This is a genomic window from Mesorhizobium sp. WSM4850 (assembly GCF_055811735.1).
In genome coordinates this window covers 1-17,826 of the sequence record NZ_JBVVPV010000028.1, presented here as the reverse complement: position 1 = coordinate 17,826, position 17,826 = coordinate 1, and the positions used below count along the sequence as shown (strand labels likewise).

12 protein-coding genes and 1 pseudogene are annotated in these 17,826 nt (G+C 62.7%); 8 read left to right on the top strand and 5 right to left on the bottom strand.

The features are described from left to right. Positions 1–218: 218 nt before the first annotated feature. A pseudogene (locus AC0L2Z_RS23130) lies at positions 219–886 on the top strand (MIP/aquaporin family protein). A 72-nt stretch (positions 887–958) separates the two neighbouring features. Here AC0L2Z_RS23130 and katG read toward each other — a convergent pair. Next, positions 959–3,160 carry a catalase/peroxidase HPI gene (katG, locus tag AC0L2Z_RS23125; protein WP_287120507.1) on the bottom strand — a complete coding sequence of 734 codons (2,202 nt, stop codon included), beginning with the start codon at positions 3,158–3,160 and terminating at the stop codon, positions 959–961. A 160-nt stretch (positions 3,161–3,320) separates the two neighbouring features. On the opposite strand from katG, the gene AC0L2Z_RS23120 reads away from it, so the two are divergent. The 5 genes from AC0L2Z_RS23120 to AC0L2Z_RS23100 all read left to right on the top strand — a co-directional run bounded on the left by AC0L2Z_RS23120 (position 3,321) and on the right by AC0L2Z_RS23100 (position 8,634). Beyond that, the gene (locus tag AC0L2Z_RS23120; RefSeq protein ID WP_023800368.1) at positions 3,321–4,229 is read left to right on the top strand and encodes a hydrogen peroxide-inducible genes activator; all 909 of its coding nucleotides are present in this window, start codon (positions 3,321–3,323) and stop codon (positions 4,227–4,229) included. A gap of 243 nt (positions 4,230–4,472) precedes the next feature. Then, on the top strand, positions 4,473–5,603 hold the full coding sequence (locus AC0L2Z_RS23115) for a TRAP transporter substrate-binding protein (RefSeq protein ID WP_473629393.1): 1,131 nt from the start codon (positions 4,473–4,475) through the stop codon (positions 5,601–5,603). A gap of 70 nt (positions 5,604–5,673) precedes the next feature. Next, positions 5,674–6,321, top strand: coding sequence for a TRAP transporter small permease subunit (locus tag AC0L2Z_RS23110; RefSeq protein ID WP_236390380.1), 648 nt, complete (start codon positions 5,674–5,676; stop codon positions 6,319–6,321). Next, complete coding sequence (locus tag AC0L2Z_RS23105; protein ID WP_473629392.1) at positions 6,318–7,739, top strand: TRAP transporter large permease; 1,422 nt, start codon at positions 6,318–6,320, stop codon at positions 7,737–7,739. Before AC0L2Z_RS23110 ends, AC0L2Z_RS23105 begins: the two co-directional genes overlap by 4 nt. A 223-nt stretch (positions 7,740–7,962) precedes the next feature. Continuing rightward, positions 7,963–8,634, top strand: a complete 672-nt coding sequence (locus AC0L2Z_RS23100; RefSeq protein ID WP_473629391.1) for a hypothetical protein — start codon at positions 7,963–7,965, stop codon at positions 8,632–8,634. Between the two features lie 378 nt (positions 8,635–9,012). Here the strand turns inward: AC0L2Z_RS23100 and AC0L2Z_RS23095 are convergent, their stop codons facing one another. The 3 genes from AC0L2Z_RS23095 to AC0L2Z_RS23085 form a co-directional block, all read right to left on the bottom strand. Then, positions 9,013–9,585 carry an NAD(P)H-dependent flavin oxidoreductase gene (locus AC0L2Z_RS23095; protein ID WP_473629390.1) on the bottom strand — a complete coding sequence of 191 codons (573 nt, stop codon included), beginning with the start codon at positions 9,583–9,585 and terminating at the stop codon, positions 9,013–9,015. Between the two features lie 639 nt (positions 9,586–10,224). Next, the gene (locus AC0L2Z_RS23090) at positions 10,225–10,698 is read right to left on the bottom strand and encodes a VOC family protein (protein ID WP_023800362.1); all 474 of its coding nucleotides are present in this window, start codon (positions 10,696–10,698) and stop codon (positions 10,225–10,227) included. 344 nt (positions 10,699–11,042) lie between these two features. Beyond that, positions 11,043–11,225 (bottom strand): cysteine rich repeat-containing protein, encoded by a 183-nt coding sequence (locus tag AC0L2Z_RS23085; protein ID WP_473629389.1) that lies wholly within the window; start codon positions 11,223–11,225, stop codon positions 11,043–11,045. A 118-nt stretch (positions 11,226–11,343) separates the two neighbouring features. Between AC0L2Z_RS23085 and AC0L2Z_RS23080 the strand changes: the two genes are divergently transcribed. Together AC0L2Z_RS23080 and AC0L2Z_RS23075 are read left to right on the top strand one after the other, a co-directional pair. After that, positions 11,344–12,510, top strand: coding sequence for an efflux RND transporter periplasmic adaptor subunit (locus AC0L2Z_RS23080; RefSeq protein WP_128166187.1), 1,167 nt, complete (start codon positions 11,344–11,346; stop codon positions 12,508–12,510). Then, positions 12,507–15,656, top strand: coding sequence for an efflux RND transporter permease subunit (locus AC0L2Z_RS23075; protein WP_023800359.1), 3,150 nt, complete (start codon positions 12,507–12,509; stop codon positions 15,654–15,656). Before AC0L2Z_RS23080 ends, AC0L2Z_RS23075 begins: the two co-directional genes overlap by 4 nt. A gap of 158 nt (positions 15,657–15,814) precedes the next feature. On the opposite strand, the gene AC0L2Z_RS23070 is transcribed toward AC0L2Z_RS23075, so the two are convergent. After that, positions 15,815–17,587, bottom strand: a complete 1,773-nt coding sequence (locus AC0L2Z_RS23070) for an AMP-binding protein (protein ID WP_473629388.1) — start codon at positions 17,585–17,587, stop codon at positions 15,815–15,817. Positions 17,588–17,826 lie beyond the last annotated feature (239 nt).

Genomic DNA, 17,826 nt, shown 5'->3' with positions numbered 1-17,826 from the left:
GGGGAGAGTCTTGCGGGCAGAGGGCGCTCGCTTCGGGTTTGCGCTGCCCCCTCACCCTGACCCTCTCCCCGTGAGAACGCCAGATCAAACGCAGCTTTCTTGATATCAGCGACCCTCGCATTGCTATGCTTTCAAACTTTTGAAGTTGCGATAGTCTTCCGCTGCGTGATTCGCCAAGAACTGCAAGCGGATCGGCGGGAAATTACAAGGAGAGGGCAATGAAGACTTATCTGGCGGAAGTTCTAGGCACATTTCTACTGGTGTTCATCGGCACGGCTTCGGCGGCTTCGGCGGCGCGCTGCCGCTCGGCCAGGAAGGCATCGGTCTGGCATTCGGCATCGGCCTGATCGCGGCGGCTTATGCGATCGGCCCGATCTCGGGTGCACATCTCAACCCGGCGGTGACGCTCGGCGTGTTCCTCGCCGGCCGAATGGAGGCTAAGGACGTCATCCCCTACTGGATCGCGCAGGTCATCGGCGCCATCATTGCGTCGCTGGCGCTGTGGATCATCGTCTCCGGGCAGGTCGGCGGCCATACCGGCGGCTTCGGCGCCAACGGCTGGGATGCGACGAAGTGGGGTGTCAGCTCGGCGCTCCTGTGGGAACTGATCGGAACCTTCACCTTTGTCACGGTCATCCTCGGCGTCACCAGCGGCAGCCACGCGACGGCCTTTGCCGGCCTCGTCATCGGCCTGACGCTGGCGGGACTGCATTTTGCCATCATTCCGGTGACCGGCACGTCGCTCAATCCGGCCCGCTCGATCGGCCCGGCGCTGTTTTCGGGAAGTGCGGCGATCGGCCAGCTCTGGCTGTTCATCGTCGCACCGCTGATCGGCGGCGCCATCGCCGGCGTGGTCGCCAAGACCCGTATCTTCGAGAAGGACTGATTTTCCAAGGCTTCAATACAAAAAGGCGCGGGTCAAGGCCCGCGCTTTTTTGTTAGAGAATCACTTGCCGCCTCAGGATCGGGCAAGATCGAAGCGGTCGGCGTTCATCACCTTGGTCCAGGCAGCGACGAAATCCCTAACGAACTTCTGCCCGGCGTCCGCCGACCCGTAGACCTCGGCAAGCGCACGCAACTGCGCGTGCGAGCCGAAGATCAGATCTGCGCGGGTGCCGGTCCACTTGACCGCCTTGGTCTTGCGGTCGCGCGCTTCGTAGACTTCATCGGAGCCGGCGGCCGGATCCCAGACCGTGTCCATGCTGAGCAGGTTGACGAAGAAATCGTTGGTCAACGTGCCCGGCCTGTCGGTGAACACCCCGTGCTTCGACTTGCCGGTGTTGGCGCCGAGCACCCGCAACCCGCCGACGAGCACCGTCATCTCCGGCGCCGTCAAGGTCAGCAGCTGCGCCCGATCGACCAGCATCGCTTCGACCGACATCGGCTGCTTGCCCCGGACATAATTGCGGAAGCCATCGACTTTTGGCTCGAGCGCGGCGAAGGACTGGACATCCGTCTGTTCCTGCGAGGCGTCCATGCGGCCTGGCGTGAAAGGCACCTCCACGTCATGGCCGCCGTCCTTCGCTGCCTTCTCGACCGCGGCGACGCCGCCGAGAACGATCAGGTCGGCAAGCGAGACCTTCTTGTCGCCTGTCTGCCCGGCGTTGAACTCGCTCTGGACGCCTTCGAGCTGCGCAAGCACCTTCGACAGTTCGGTCGGCTGATTGACGTCCCAGTCCTTCTGCGGCGCCAGGCGGATGCGTGCGCCGTTGGCGCCGCCGCGCTTGTCGGAGCCGCGGAAAGTCGAGGCCGAGGCCCAGGCGGTCGAGACCAGTTCGGAAACAGACAGGCCAGAGGCCAGGATCTTCGCCTTCAGCGAGGCGATGTCCTGCTCGCTGATCAGTTCGTGATCGATGGCCGGGACAGGGTCCTGCCAGATCAGCTCTTCCTTCGGCACGAGCGGGCCGAGATAGCGGACAACCGGACCCATGTCGCGATGGGTCAGCTTGAACCAGGCGCGAGCGAAGGCATCGGCGAAGTGATCCGGATTCTCATGGAAACGCCGCGAGATCTTCTCATAGGCCGGGTCGACCCGCAGGGCGAGGTCGGTGGTCAGCATCGCCGGCGCGCGGCGCTTCGACGGATTGTGCGCGTCCGGCACGGAGCCTGCACCGGCGCCGCCCTTCGGCGTCCACTGATGGGCGCCGGCCGGGCTCTTGGTCAGTTCCCATTCGTAGTTGAACAGATTATCGAAGAAGTTGTTGCTCCACTTGGTCGGCGTCGTGGTCCAGGTCACCTCGAGGCCCGAGGTGATGGCGTCGCCTGCAATGCCGGTGGCATGCTTGCTCGACCAGCCGAGGCCCTGCGCCTCGATGCCGGCGCCTTCCGGCTCCGCCCCCACCAGCGATGCATCGCCGGCGCCGTGGGTCTTGCCGAAGGTGTGACCGCCGGCGATGAGCGCCACGGTTTCCTCGTCGTTCATGGCCATGCGTGCGAAGGTTTCACGGATGTCGCGTGCCGAGGCCAACGGATCGGGCTTGCCATTCGGCCCTTCCGGGTTGACGTAGATCAGCCCCATCTGCACGGCGCCGAGATGGCCCCGAAGTTCGCGGTCGCCGGAATAACGCTCGTCGCCGAGCCACTTGGTTTCCGACCCCCAATCCACGTCCTGCTCGGGCTCCCAGACATCGGCGCGCCCGCCAGCGAAGCCGAACGTCTTGAAGCCCATCGATTCCAGCGCGACGTTGCCGGTGAGGATCAACAGGTCGGCCCAGGAGATCTTCCTGCCGTATTTCTGCTTGATCGGCCACAGCAGCCGGCGTGCCTTGTCGAGATTGGCGTTGTCCGGCCAGCTGTTGAGCGGCGCGAAACGCTGCTGGCCGGCGCCGGCGCCGCCACGGCCATCGCCGATGCGATAGGTGCCGGCGCTGTGCCAGGCCATGCGGATGAAGAGCGGGCCGTAATGGCCGAAATCGGCCGGCCACCAATCCTGCGAATCGGTCATCACCTGGTGCAGGTCCTTGATCACCGCATCGAGATCGAGGCTCTTGAACTCCTTGGCGTAGTCGAAGTCCTCGCCCATCGGGTCCGAGACGCTCGACTGCTGGTGGAGAACGGCAAGGTCAAGCTGGTTTGGCCACCAGTCACGGTTGGTCCTGCCGGCCGACCCATGCGCGACCGGGCATTTGCCGGCGCTGGTGTCATCGGTCTTTGCGTCCATCGTTCTCTCCGACTTGTTGATTTCCGGGATTTGTTGATTTCCGGGATTGTTGATTTTCCGGACGGGCCCTGAGCCACGCCATTCTGGAATGGTTCCAGACTAGGCCGCCTTGCCGATAAAAACAAATTGCCTTTCCTGTTTGTTGCGATAGGTTTTGCTTATGATAGGTCTCACCGTCCGGCAGATGCAATATTTCGAGGCACTGGCGCAGACGCTGCATTTCGGCCGTGCCGCGAAACTGGCCGGCGTCAGCCAGCCGGCGCTGTCGTCGCAGATTGCAGAAATGGAGTTGCGGCTGAATTGCCGGCTCTTCGAGCGCGGCGGCAAATCGGTGCGGATGACCGACGAGGCACTGGCCATGCTGCCACGTATCGAGCGCATTCTTGCCGACATCCGCGAGATCGAGACCACGGCCCGGCGCGGCCGCCCCGCCATGGAAGGGCGCTTCCGGCTCGGCATCATCCCGACGGTGGCGCCCTATCTGCTGCCGCATGTGCTGCCGGAACTAAAACGGCATTTCCCGGCCTTGCAGCTCGAATTGCGTGAAGCGGTGACCGCCTCGCTGGTCGAGGACACCGCCCTGGGAAAGCTCGACGCCTTCATTGCGGCCCTTCCCCTCGATCAGCCCGGACTGATCACCGAGCCGCTTTTCTCCGACCGGTTCTTCCTTGCCGTGCCGGCCGGCGATCCCGCCTTCGCCTCGCCGCCGGTGCCGCCGGAAAGCCCGGCATTGGAAAGGCTAATGCTGCTGGAGGAAGGCCACTGCCTGCGTGAACAGGCGCTTGCCGTCTGCGGCAGCGTGCGGCCGGTGGCAATGGCGAGCTATGGCGCGACCAGCCTGACGACGCTGCTGCAGATGGTGGCGCACGGGCTCGGCGTCACGCTTATTCCGGAAATGGCGGCAGGGCCGGCCAGCGCCATGCGCGATTTGAAGATCGTGCCGTTCCAGGAGCCGATGCCGCAGCGTACGATCTGCCTCGCCTGGCGACGCAACAAGGTCCGGCATGACGAATGCGTCGAACTGGCCAAGATCATCCGCGGCCTGGACGAGGCGGTGCTGGCGGCGTGAGGGTGGGGATGTCGGCCAGAGGGTCCGACCGCCTTGGCATGCCGCGCAGCAGTCCTACATTCGTTATGGAGGCCAGAACAAGGATAAGCGCCGACTAAAAAATCGTCGAATGCGGAAACATATTGGCGCCTGTGCCAGACCGAAGCCCGATGCCCGATGTCACTGGCAGCGAAACTGGTTGCGCAAGGGGCGAGTTCGCATATTCTGGTTGTGGCAGAAGCGTTTACAACATGGGAGGAGTAAATGTCCGACAAGAAAATCTCGCGTCGCGGGTTCCTGGAAAAGTCCACAGCCATCACCGCCGGTGCGGCTGCAGCGACGACGCTCTCGGCCCCGGCCGTACTGGCGCAGGCGCCGGTCACTATCAAGATGCAGACCTCCTGGCCTGCTTCGGACATCTGGATGGATTTCGCGCGGCAATACATAGAGCGCGTCGAAAAGATGTCCGGCGGCCGGCTGAAGTTCGAGCTCCTGCCCGCGGGTGCGGTCGTCGGCGCGTTCCAGGTGCTGGATGGCGTCAATGACGGCGTCATCGACGCCGCGCATACCGTCCCCGTCTACTGGTACGGCAAGCACAAGGCCGCGTCGCTTTTCGGAACTGGCCCTGTGTTTGGCGGCAGCGCCACCACCATGCTCGCCTGGTTCCACCAGGGCGGCGGCAAGGATCTCTACCGCGAGCTGACGCAGGAGATCATGGGCCTCAACGTCGTCGGCTTCTATGGCTTCCCGATGCCGGCGCAGCCGTTCGGCTGGTTTAAGAAGCCTGTCACGACCACCGCTGAACTGCAGGGATTCAAGTATCGGACGGTCGGTCTTGCCGCCGATCTCATGCAGAACCTTGGCCTCAGCGTGGCGCAGCTGCCCGGCGGTGAAATCGTGCCGGCTATGGAGCGCGGGGTTATCGACGCCTTCGAATTCAACAATCCGTCGTCCGACCTTCGCTTCGGTTCGCAGGACGTCGCCAAGCACTACACCTTGTCATCCTACCATCAGGCGAGCGAGTCGTTCGAATTCCTGTTCAACAAAGACGTGTTCGACGACCTCGACGATGATTTGAAGGCCATTCTCGAATATGGCGTCGAGGCGGCCAGCACCGCGAACACCGCGCTCGCCCTCGACAACTATTCGGCCGACCTGCAGAAGCTGCAGACCGAGCACGGTGTCACCGTGCACCGCACCTCGAAGGAGATTCTCGACGCACAACTCGAGGCTTGGGACAAGATCATCCCGACGCTGGAGGCGGATGAGTTCATGAAGCGGGTGCTCGACAGCCAGCGCCAATGGGTCGAACGCGTCGTCTACTACGAGCTTATGAATTCAGCCGACCTGACACTGGCCTACGAACATCATTTCCCCGGCAAGCTGAAGCTCTAATTCGCGCCTCCGCTTCGGCAAATCCGGCGGTTTTGCGGGCCGCCGGATTGCACCTGACGGAACCCTGCACATGCTCCGCTACATTGCATTCGCCGATGAACTTTCGGCATGGTTTGGAAAGGTGTTCGCCTGGAGCGTCGTCGTCATGACGCTCGGCGTGAGCTATGAAGTTGTCGTGCGATACCTGTTCAGCGCGCCGACCGCGTGGGCATTCGACCTCAGCTACATGCTCTACGGCACCATGTTCATGATGGCCGGCGCCTACACCTTGTCGCGAGACGGGCATGTGCGGGGCGATTTCATCTACCGTCTGTGGAGGCCGCGCGTGCAAGCGGCGGTCGAACTTGTCCTCTACATCATCTTCTTCTTCCCAGGCGTCACGGCGCTGATTCTGGCCGGCTGGAAGTATGCCGCGCGCAGCTTCCGCTATCTCGAGGTAAGCTCGAACAGTCCGGCCGGGATTCCGATCTTCCAGTTCAAGGCCGTCATCGTGGCGGCAGGCATCCTGCTCTTCGTGCAGGGGATTGCCCAGGTATTCCGCTGCGTCGTCTGTCTGCGAACCGGAACATGGCCGCGCGCGGCTGAAGACGTGGAAGAAACCGAGAAGGTGCTGATGGAAGCCAAGACGCTCGATGTTCTGCATCACGGTTCGGAAGCAGTCGACCTCCCATTCCTCCATCCCGACAATCAACCCGACCGCGACGGAGAAGACAGATGAGCGATCCTCAGGTCGCCGTCGCGATGCTGCTCATTCTGCTTCTGGCGATCTTCCTTGGCTTCCCGGTTGCGTTCACTTTGATGGCGCTCGGGGTCGCCTTTGGCTACTACGCTTATTTAAATCCGGGGCGGATGTGGCGCGCCTACGAACGGGCGGTTGAGGATGGTGCCGACGGCTGGACGCTTGCGGAGCATTGGGTCGGCGGCTTCTTCAACAACCGCATTTTCGATCTGTTCGTGAATCAGACCTATTCCGTGATCTCGAACGACGTGCTGACCGCCATCCCGCTGTTCCTGTTCATGGGCTACATCGTCGAGCGGGCCAATATCATCGAGCGTCTTTTCGGCACCCTCTATATCGCCACCCGGCACGTTCCTGGCTCCATGGCGGTCGCCGCCCTCATCACCTGCACGCTTTTCGCAACGGCCACAGGCATTGTCGGGGCGGTCGTGACACTGATGGGCCTGCTGGCATTTCCCGCCATGCTGAAGGCGCGTTACGACATCAGCTATGCCTCGGGAGTGATCTGCGCGGGCGGAACCCTCGGCATCCTCATTCCGCCGTCGATTCTGCTCATCGTCTATGGCGCGACGGCGGGTGTGTCGGTAGTTCGTATGTATGCGGCAGCCCTGCTTCCAGGACTGCTGCTTGCCGGCCTTTATCTGATTTATGTGGTGACGATGGCGGTGCTGCAGCCGCAGGTGGCGCCGAAGCCGACCCGAGACGAGGTAGGGCACTATTCGGTCCTGCAAATCAGCTGGATGCTGCTGACTTCTTTCGTCCCTCTGGCGGCCCTGATCCTCGCGGTGCTCGGCGCCATCCTCTTCGGCCTCGCCACGCCCTCGGAGGCTGCCGCCATCGGCGCGCTCGGCGGCGTCGTGCTGGCCGCCGCCTACCGGGCGCTGACGTGGCAACGCCTGAAGGAGTCCGTCTATTTGACGGCGCGCACGACCGCGATGGTGTGCTGGCTGTTCGTCGGCTCCGCGACCTTCGCCTCAGTCTTTGCCTATCTGGGAGGCCAGCAACTGATCAGCGATTTCGTCACCGGCCTCGACATGTCGCCGCTGATGTTTCTGATCGTCGCCCAGATCATCATCTTCATCCTGGGCTGGCCGCTGGAATGGACGGAGATTATCGTGATCTTCGTTCCGATCTTCCTGCCGCTATTGGCGCATTTCGAGATCGATCCGCTGTTTTTCGGCGTGCTCGTCGCAGTCAACCTTCAGACGGCCTTTTTGTCGCCGCCCATGGCGATGTCGGCCTACTACCTCAAGGGCATTTCGCCGCCGCATGTTCAGCTTTCGGATATTTTCCGCGGAATGATGCCCTATATGCTGATCGTTATCCTGTGCATGGTCATCATCTACGTCTTCCCGCAGATCGTGTACGGGCTGCCCAACATGATCTACGGGGGCTAAGGACGGGCGAATGGAGGACAACAGATGAATTTGAGCCGCTTCCTGGCCGTCCTGGCGTTTGTAGTCTTTCTGGCGTTTTTCGGCGTCGTAGTCCGTTTCGTCCCACATCCCGATCTGGGCGTTGCGGTCGGCATCGGCGTCCTCCTTGCGGGCTACGATCTATGGAGCCAGTTGAGGTCTCGCGCGAGGTAACAGCCGGCTTGGGGCGGTCGTGGAAAGCTGCATGGCTGCAGCGTCGATGCGGGCAAAGAGCCGAACCGTCAGCTCGGCCGAGAAACATCAACTTCAATCAAATCCTCGTGAATTATACCCGACGTCCGGAACCGCCGACGCGTTCCCAGCATTGATTTTACGGAGGAATCTGCATCCAGAACAGTACCGTGATTATGTCCATACACCGGTGACGCCGCGCGAGATCCGACGGGGTTTCCAGCAGGGGGCTGTTGCGGGCATCGTCGCTGGCCTCGTCTTTGCGGCATTCGAAATGGCGGCGAGTGCGTTCATGATGGGGGCGGAAGCGTTCTTCATGCCCCTGCGCATGATCGGCGCTATCGCGCTTGGATCGGAAGCCCTCGATCCCGGTTACCCGCTCTTGACGGCCAGCATCGCCGGCGTTGTCGTGCATTTGATCCTGGCTATCGTTTATGGGATCGTGTTCGGGGAGATTGCCGCCATGCTGCGAGGGCGAGCCGCCTTCATCGGTCTCGGGAGCGTCTTTGGACTCGCCTTGTGGCTCGTCAATTTCTATGTGATCGCGCCGATCGCATTCCCCTGGTTCCTGCAAGCAAGCCCGGTCGTGCAGTTCATTGCCCACACATTCTTCTTCGGTACCGTCCTCGGCTTGTACCTGTGGAAGTCGCACGAGAGAAGCGGGCTCGAAGGACCGGCGGTTTAGCATTGCCAGCACCGAGCTGGCACAGTCGGATTGAAGCGGAAAGACAGCGGTGATCACCGGCGCTTCTTGGCATCGGGCGTGCGCTTCGCACGAGTGTGCGAAGGTCGCTTTGATCGCCCGCGACTCGACGCTGCTGCAGATGGTGGCGCATGGGCTCGGGCGTCACGCTCATCCCGGAAATAGCGGCAGGACCAGCCAGCGCCATTGCGCGATCTGGAGATCGTGCCCACTCCAGGAACCGATGCCGCAGCGCCATCTGCCTCGTCTGGCGGCGCAAGAAGATGCGGCACGACGAATGCGTCGAAGTGGCAAGATCATCCGCGCAATGGCTGAGGTGGTGTGCAATTAATCAGGTAGAGTAGAAGAGAAACTGAGCAGTCAATCGACGACACGTCGCGGGCCGTCCGTGAGCAGACGCTCGGCTTGTCCGATCATGTCGTCGATCACGCGTCCAGCCGACTCCACGCTTCGGATCACTCCGGCCACTTCCCCCAACAAAACGCCGGTGTTCTCGGCATCGCCAGCGTAAAAGGCGTCCCAATAGTCGCTGCTCTGGATGGCCAGCGTCGGCGCTTCAGTCAGCTGACCTTCGCGGCCATGCCAGGCGGCGACAAATCGAGTCCTCAGCACGCGCGCGACGAATTCGTCTGTCGGCCAACGATAGTTGCGGGCGATGTCGACAGTTGTGGTCTTGATCGTCGCATCGCCATCGGCGGCGATGATAGCCTCCTGGAATCCGCGCGGCGCAGCGGACTCTGCAGTCGCCATGAACCGCGTGCCGACCAGGACGCCGTCGGCGCCGAGCATCAATGCCGCGGCAAGCGCTCGACCGTCGCCAACGCCACCCGCCGCCACGAGAAGCGTCTGAGGCGCCTGTTTCGCGAGAAGATCGGCAATCTCGGGAACGAGTGTGAAGGTCGAGCGGGGACCGCTGTGGGCCGCCGGCTTCATTGCCCTGCGCCACAATTGCATCTGCGCCGACGTCGAGCGCCTCGCGGGCGTGCAACATCGACTGGACTTGGCAGATGAAAGGCACTCGCGCTTCTCTGATATGCGCGGCGAAGGGTGCTGGCGAGCCGAATGAAAGCATCAGCGCCGCGGGTTGCCGCTCCAGCACGCGGTCGAGCAGATACGGCCTGGTTGCCAGCGACCATGTAATAAACCCACATCCGACACGGGCGTTGACTGCGGCGGCAAACTCCTTGTCCAGCCAGGCTTCGTCGCCGTAGCCGCCGCCGATCAAACCGAGCCCGCCGGCATGCGACACCGCTGCTGCAAGCCGTCCGCCTGCCATCACGCCCATAGGAGCGAGGAGGATGGGATGCCTGATCGCAAAACGTTCGGTCAGTCGGGTTTTGAGTGGCACGGTTCGCGCTCGCCAAATCATCGAAGGGATACCGAAGATGCAGCATACGCGACGCACTGTAGCAGGATAGTGGTCCCGCTTGAGACTCGAACCGGAAAATCAGACCGTTTTTAGTGGTAAGTGACTGATGGTCGCCGCAACGCAAAGCTGGCGGCTGGACGGCCGCACTGGGTGGCGAGCTGACACACTCTGGCAGCAATTTGGCAGCAAGACGCGATTGAGCATCAACCGCGTCGCGCCGCCTCGATCGCGGCGACGTCGATTTTCTTCATAGTCATCATGGCATCAAACGCGCGCTTTGCCTCGTCGCCGCCAGCCGCCATCGCGTCAGTCAGCACGCGCGGCGTGATTTGCCAGGAAATCCCCCATTTGTCTTTGCACCAGCCGCACACGCTCTCCTGGCCGCCATTGCCGACGATGGCATTCCAATAGCGGTCGGTCTCCTCCTGATCGTCGGTGGCGATCTGGAACGAGAAGGCTTCGTTGTGCTTGAACTCGGGACCTCCGTTGAGGCCGATACAAGGAAGGCCCGCGACTGTGAATTCGACCGTCAACACGTCGCCCTCTTTGCCGGCCGGGTAGTCACTGGGTGCACGGTGCACGGCACTCACCACGCTGTCGGGAAAGATCTCGGAGTAGAAGCGGGCGGCAGCCTCGGCGTCCTTATCGTACCAGAGGCAAATCGTATTCTTTGCCATTTGCGGGTTCCTTTCGCTTGAGGCCAAGATTTCGGCCTTGTTTCCCCATCCGCTCTCTTCCGAGATAGGTAGCCAACCGCTTTTCTCCACCCCGGAAGCGTCCGTCTCGCCCGCGCGAACGCAAAGAGCAGCTTACCCTAATGTCGCTGTCGCTTTGGCACGGGTTCCGGACGATAAGCGAAGGCCCGCCCCTGAAATGCGTCGCGAATGTCTGGAAAATCCACAAAGCAGACCAACTTTCCGACCAGACGACAGGGCCACGATCCGGCACCCGCAGACCTCGCCCACCGGCGCTCCAGTCCGACACGTCATGTTCACCTGCGGCTCGGAAAGGCACAGTGGTGCTATCCAGGCGTGTTCGCCTTGACGACCTTTTGGCATTCGGGCGTCAGCTCACTCATGTGATCGGCCAGGCATTTGATGATGTGGCCGCCGCCCGGCAACACGCCCTCGCAGATCTTCTGGTAATCTGCCTGGCAGGCCTCACGCTCGGCCGCCGTCTGCGCCAGCGCCACGGTGGTTGCCATCTGAGTTGCCAAGAAAAGCACGCTCAACGCAATCCGCATGACAAACTCCCCTCAAACATGTAGATTAGCTCACTTTTATATAATGCGATATACACCGGGAAGTATATAGAGGGGGGAAATGCTTTTACTATCGGGTAGAATTGCGCAGGCGGCAGGCTTGTTCGCCGCGACACTAGTATTGTCCGCTTGTAGCGAGGAAAACACATACGTACCGCCCCCTCCGCCCAAGGTCGACGTGGCGCTTCCATTGAAGCAGAGCGTGACCCCATATCTCGAGGCTACCGGCAGTGCCGCGGCGGTGAACACGACGCCCCTGGTTGCGCGCGTCTCGGGCTTCATCCAGGAAATCGATTACAAGGACGGCGACGAGGTCAAGGCCGGCGCCCGGCTGTTCCTGATCGAGCCCGATTCCTACCAGCTGGCGCTCGAGCAATCCGAGGCCGGGCAGGGTTCATCCGATGCCGCCGCCAAGCAGTCCGGTGCTGACCTAAAGCGGCAGCAGGAGCTGCTGTCCCAGAAAATCATCTCGCAATCGACCGCCGACCAGGCCGCCGCGGCAGCAGACGTCGACATCGCCAAGCAGAAGCAGAGCGCGGTCGACGTCAAGCAGGCTCAACTCAATCTGAGCTACACCGAGGTCAAGGCGCCGTTCGCGGGCACCGTCACCTCCCGCCAGGTATCGATGGGGCAGCTTGTCGGCGCCGGCAGCGCCACCACCCTGGCGACCATCGTTCAGACCGCACCCATCTACGTCAATTTCAATATCTCGGAGCAGGATGTGCTGCGCATTCGCACCGCCATGGCGAAGCGTGGAATGACCGCGCAGGATCTCAAGAAAATACCGGTCGAGGTCGGCTTGCAGAGCGAGACGGGTTATCCCCACGCGGGAACGCTGGACTACGCCGCGCCAGAGGTTACCGCTGCCACCGGCACGCTAGCGGTCCGCGCAGTGCTCCCCAATGAAGGCCGGGAACTGCTGCCTGGCTATTTCGTGCGTGTGCGCGTGCCGTTGGGCGTAGAGCCGGACATGCTGCTCGTTCCCGACCGGGCGATCGGTAGCGACCAGAAGGGTCGCTACGTGCTCGTCGCCGGAAAGGACGACGTGGTCGAACAGCGTCCGGTTGAGATCGGCCAACTGGTCGGCGCGTTGCGTGTGATCACCAAGGGTATCGGGGCGGACGACCGCGTCCTGGTCTCCGGCCTGTTGACGGCAGTCCCTGGCCAGAAGATCGAACCGCAAGAAAAGAAACTGGAAGCAGTCGCCACGGACGGCGCAGCGCAATGATCTCCAAATTCTTCATCGAGCGGCCGGTCCTGGCGAACGTAATCGCCATCCTCATGGTCGTCATAGGCGTCATCTCGCTCTTTGCCCTGCCGGTGGCGCAGTATCCCGACGTGGTGCCGCCTACCGTTTCGGTGACGACGCGCTATCCGGGAGCGAGCGCGCGTGCGGTGATCGACACGGTGGCGTTGCCGATCGAGCAGCAGGTTAACGGCGTCGAGGGCATGATCTACATGCAGTCCTATGCTGCATCGGATGGCACCTACAATCTCACCGTCACGTTCGCGATCGGCACCGATCTCGACCAGGCGCAAGTGCGTGTGCAGAACCGTGTGTCCTCAGCCCTGGCGACGCTGCCGCAAGCGGTGCAGGTGCAAGGCGTCACCGTTCAGCAGAAGTCGACCTCGATCCTCGAGATCGTCACGCTGACTTCACCGAACGGGGAATATGACAGCCTTTATCTCGCCAACTACGCGACCATCCGGCTCAAGGATGAGCTCTCCCGAATACCGGGGGTCGGCAATGTCAATGTGTTCGGCGCCGGCCAGTATTCCATGCGTGTCTGGCTTGATCCCGAGAAGATGCAGGCGCGCGGCCTTACCACGCAGGACGTCGTCCAGGCGCTGGGGCAGCAGAGCGAGCAGGTCACCGCAGGCCAGGTCGGCGCGCCGCCGGCGCCCGACGGCCAGTCCTTCCAGTACACGATCGAAGTGTCCAGCCGCCTTGACGATCCCGGCCAGTTCGGCACCGTGATCGTCAAGACCGGCGCCAATGGCGACATGACGCGCGTGCGCGACGTCGGCCGAGTCGAGCTCGGCGCCCAGACCTATGGGCAGTTCTTCAATCTCGACGGCCAGCCGGCTGCGGGCATGGCCGTTTTCCTGTCGCCGGGCGCCAATGCGCTCGATGTGGCCGGCAAGGTCGAGGCCAGGATGAAGGACCTGTCACGCGAGTTTCCGCAAGGCCTGGCATACTCGATCCCCTTCAACACCACGATTTTCGTCAGCCAGGCGATCCACGAGGTCTACAAGACGCTGATCGAAGCCGCCGTCCTGGTGCTCATCGTCATCCTGCTTTTCCTGCAGGACTGGCGGGCGATGCTGGTGCCGGCAACGACCGTTCCGGTGACGATCATCGGGGCGTTCGCGGCGATGGCCGCGCTCGGCTTTTCGGTCAACCTGTCGACCCTGTTCGCCATCGTGCTTGCCATCGGCATCGTCGTCGACGACGCCATCGTCGTGGTCGAGGGCGCCACTCACAATATGGAGCGCGGCATGTCGGGCCACGACGCGGCCATTGCCGCCATGAACGCCCTCTTCGGGCCGATCATCGGCATCACCTTGGTGCTGATGGCGGTGTTCCTCCCGGCTGCGTTCCTGCCCGGCCTCACGGGGCAAATGTATGCGCAATTCGCACTGGTGATTGCGGCAACTGCCATAATCAGCGCCATCAACGCGGCAACGCTCAAACCGACGCAGTGTGCGACATGGCTAAGGCGGCCGGTGCCGCCGGACCAGCGCAATGTCTTCTTTCGCGGCTTCAACGCGGTCTACCAGCGCCTGGAGAACCGTTATGCCGGCCTGATCGGTGCCATGGTGCGTCACAGCACGGTGATGGGCATCATCGCGCTGCTGATCATCGGGGCGGCAGGCTATGGCATATCGCGCGTGGCCACCGGCTTCATCCCGATCGAGGACCAGGGCTACCTGCTTGCTTCGGTTCAACTGCCCGACGGCGCCGCACTTGGCCGTACACAGGAGACGCTGCAACAGGTTTCGAAGCTCGCCAAGGCCACGCCGGGCGTCGATCAGGTCGTGACCATCGCGGGCATCTCGGCACTCGACAATAACTCGACGCTGGCAAACGCCGGCGTTGCCTACATCATCCTCAAGGACTGGAGCTTGCGCGGCAAGGGCGAGGATCTTGCCTCGCTCTACGCAACGCTCAACAAGAATCTGTCCGACATGGGTGACGGAACTGTACTGGTGCTGCCTCCACCGCCGATCCAGGGCATCGGCAACGCCGCCGGCTTCACCATGCAGGTCGAGCTGCGTGACGGCAGTTTCGACCTCGCCAAGCTGCAAGGAGCAGTCGAGGCAATAACCAGGACCGCTCAGACGCAGTCAGGTATCCAGCGCGTATCGGCGCCGTTCCGGGCCAACGTCCCGCAATACACGGTCGAAATCGACCGCGAGAAGGTGCAAACCCTGGGGCTGACCACGGACCAGGTCTTCCAGACGCTCGCCGGTTATCTGGGCTCGACTTATGTCAGTCAGTTCAACAAGTTCGGGCGGGTGTTCCAGATCTATGTGCAGGGCGATGCGCAATTTCGCCTGACGCCCGAGAATATCGCCCGCCTGAGCGTGCGCAACCAGAGCGGCGACATGATCCCGCTCGGGACATTGCTGACAGTCACGCCAAGCGTCGGCCCATCACTGATCAGCCTCTATAACCTCTATCCCTCGGCATCGATCATCGGTGTGCAGGCACATGGCTTCTCGTCGGGCGACGCGATCAAACTGATGGAAGGGGTTGCGGCCGACACATTGCCGCCCGGCACCGGCTTCGACTGGACGGCGCTGTCCTTCCAGGAAAAGCTTGTCGGCAGCCAGATCTATTTGGTGTTCGGCATGGCGCTGCTCTTGGTCTATCTGGTGCTGGCAGGCCAATATGAGAGCTGGCTGGCCCCGATCTCGATCTTGCTCGCCGCGCCGCTGTCGCTGGTGGGTCCGGTCCTGGTTCTCAACGGCCTCGGCATCGACAACAATCTCTACGTGCAGATTGGCCTGATCCTGCTGATCGCGCTATCCGCCAAGAACGCCATCCTGATCGTCGAGGTCGCGCGCGAATTGCGCGCCGCCGGCAGACCGATAGTCGAAGCGGCGATCGAGGCGGCACGAGCGCGCTTCCGGCCCATCCTGATGACGTCCTTCGCGTTTATCCTTGGTGTCGCGCCGCTGGTGTTGGCGACAGGCGCCGGGGCCAGCGCGCGCAAGTCGATCGGCATCACGGTCTTTTCCGGCATGATCGCCTCGACCTGTCTCGCCGTTCTCTTCGTACCGTCCTTCTTCGTCATCCTGCAACGGTTCGAGGAATGGCGCGCCGCGCGAAAGACGAGGCGTGAGTACACACCTACACTTCCCGGGTAGCAGTACGATCTTATCGCGGTCTGTCACTGGTGCTGGCTCGGGTCCGTCGTCGCAGATCTCAGCGGGGAGGCCGCGTTCGACCGGGTCATTGTGCCCGACATTGAGACAACGCCTCTGTTCTTCAAACGCGTAAGTACGAACGGGAGCCCGTTGCCCGCTCAGGCGGTCTTCGGCGTCACCAGCCCCAGTTCGTCAACCATCGCCTCGCGCATCAAAAACTTCTGCGGCTTGCCGGTCACCGTCATTGGCAATTCGGTGCGAAAGCGGATGTGGCGCGGGATCTTGTAATGGGCGATCTGGCCGGCGCAGAAGGCCTTGATCTCCTGCTCGGTGGCGATCTGGCTCGGCTTGAGCACAATCCAGGCGCAAAGCTCCTCGCCATATTTCGGGTCGGGAATGCCGAACACCTGCACTTCCTTGACCTTGGGATGGCGATAGAGGAACTCCTCGACCTCGCGCGGATAAACGTTCTCGCCGCCGCTGATGACCATATCCTTGACCCGGCCGACGATGTTGCAATAACCCTCGGCGTCGATGGTGGCGAGGTCGCCGGTGTGCATCCACCCGTCGGGATCGATCGCCTCGCGGGTTTTTTCCTCGTCGTCCCAATAGCCCTTCATCACCGAATAGCCGCGCGTGCAGAGTTCGCCCGGCGCGCCGACCGCAACGGTCGCGCCATCGGCATCGATCGCCTTGACCTCAACATGCGGGTGGACGCGGCCGACGGTCGAGACGCGCTTTTCCAGCGGGTCGGCGACGCTGCTCTGGAACGACACCGGGCTGGTCTCGGTCATGCCATAGGCGATTGTCACCTCCGCCATGTGCATCAGTGACACTACCTTCTTCATCACCTCGATCGGGCACGGCGAGCCGGCCATGATGCCGGTGCGCAGGCTGGTGAGATCGAAGGTGTCGAAATCCGGATGGTCGAGCAGGCCGACGAACATGGTCGGCACGCCATAGAGGCCGGTGCAGTGCTCGCCCGCCACCGCTCTCAGCGTGGCGCCGGCATCAAACCCCTCGCCCGGGAAAACCATTGTCGCGCCCTTGGTGACGCAGCCGATCGTGCCCATCGACATGCCGAAGCAGTGATAGAGCGGCACCGGGATGCACAGCCGGTCCTCGACGGTGAGCCTGATCGCCAAGGTGACGAAATTGCCGTTGTTGACGATGTTGTTGTGGGTCAGCGTCGCGCCCTTGGGCGCGCCTGTCGTGCCTGAGGTGAACTGGATGTTGATGGCATCGCCGGGTTTCAGCCCCTCGGAGATCCGGTCGAGGCTATCATGCTCGTCGCGCCCGCCCATCGCCAGCACGTCGGTGAAATTGAGCATGCCGGGCGAATGCTCCTCGCCCATGCGGATGACGATTTTTAGCGCCGGCAATTTTTTCGCATCGAGCTCGCCCGGTGTCGCCGTCGCGATCTCCGGCGCCAGCGTCTCGATCATGCCGAGATAGTCGGAGCTCTTGAATTTGACGGCCGTGACCAGCGCTCGGCAAGCGACCTTGTTCAGCGCATAGTCGAGTTCGGCCAGCCGATAAGCCGGGTTGATGTTGACCAGGATCAGGCCGATGCGGGCGGTGGCGAATTGCGTCACCAGCCACTCCCAGCGGTTCGGCGACCAGATGCCGACGCGGTCGCCTTTTGCCAGGCCGAGAGCCAGGAAGCCTGCGGCCAGCGCGTCCACCGTGTCTGAAAGTTCGCTCCAGGTGAAGCGCTTGTCCTGGTCGACGAAGACGGCGGCATCGAGCGTGCCGTATTTGCTGACTGTGTCCGAAAGCAGCGCCGGGATCGTTTGCTGCAGCAGCGGCACGGTGCGCTCGCCCGACACATGCGCCCTGCCGTCGACCGGCGCGACAAACGTGGCCCCATTGCCCGGGCGACGGCCGCGCAGGCTGGTGGCATTCTTCAACTCGTCGAGATTGATCGGCATCGCCGTCTCCTCCGCAGGCGACCCGAGTCTATCAGCCTGCCGGGGTGGTGGAAATCCCGTTGAGGGTACTGGAGCGCAATGCCTCCCCCTTGAGGGCAGAGTGCCTCGCGAAGCGAGGCGGGGGGGGGGGGGGGGGGGGGGGGCCCCGCGCCCCCCCCCCGCCCCCCCCCGCGCCCCCCGCGGGGGGGGGGGGGGGCCCCCCAGGGGGGGGGGGGGCGCCCCAGATGGGGGCCGGGGGG

Coding starts and splice junctions, on each gene's coding strand:
- katG (WP_287120507.1), bottom strand. CDS start 3,160: ATGGACGCAAAGACCGATGACACCAGCGCCGGCAAATGCCCGGTCGCG.
- AC0L2Z_RS23120 (WP_023800368.1), top strand. CDS start 3,321: ATGATAGGTCTCACCGTCCGGCAGATGCAATATTTCGAGGCACTGGCG.
- AC0L2Z_RS23115 (WP_473629393.1), top strand. CDS start 4,473: ATGTCCGACAAGAAAATCTCGCGTCGCGGGTTCCTGGAAAAGTCCACA.
- AC0L2Z_RS23110 (WP_236390380.1), top strand. CDS start 5,674: ATGCTCCGCTACATTGCATTCGCCGATGAACTTTCGGCATGGTTTGGA.
- AC0L2Z_RS23105 (WP_473629392.1), top strand. CDS start 6,318: ATGAGCGATCCTCAGGTCGCCGTCGCGATGCTGCTCATTCTGCTTCTG.
- AC0L2Z_RS23100 (WP_473629391.1), top strand. CDS start 7,963: ATGGCTGCAGCGTCGATGCGGGCAAAGAGCCGAACCGTCAGCTCGGCC.
- AC0L2Z_RS23095 (WP_473629390.1), bottom strand. CDS start 9,585: ATGAAGCCGGCGGCCCACAGCGGTCCCCGCTCGACCTTCACACTCGTT.
- AC0L2Z_RS23090 (WP_023800362.1), bottom strand. CDS start 10,698: ATGGCAAAGAATACGATTTGCCTCTGGTACGATAAGGACGCCGAGGCT.
- AC0L2Z_RS23085 (WP_473629389.1), bottom strand. CDS start 11,225: ATGGCAACCACCGTGGCGCTGGCGCAGACGGCGGCCGAGCGTGAGGCC.
- AC0L2Z_RS23080 (WP_128166187.1), top strand. CDS start 11,344: ATGCTTTTACTATCGGGTAGAATTGCGCAGGCGGCAGGCTTGTTCGCC.
- AC0L2Z_RS23075 (WP_023800359.1), top strand. CDS start 12,507: ATGATCTCCAAATTCTTCATCGAGCGGCCGGTCCTGGCGAACGTAATC.
- AC0L2Z_RS23070 (WP_473629388.1), bottom strand. CDS start 17,587: ATGCCGATCAATCTCGACGAGTTGAAGAATGCCACCAGCCTGCGCGGC.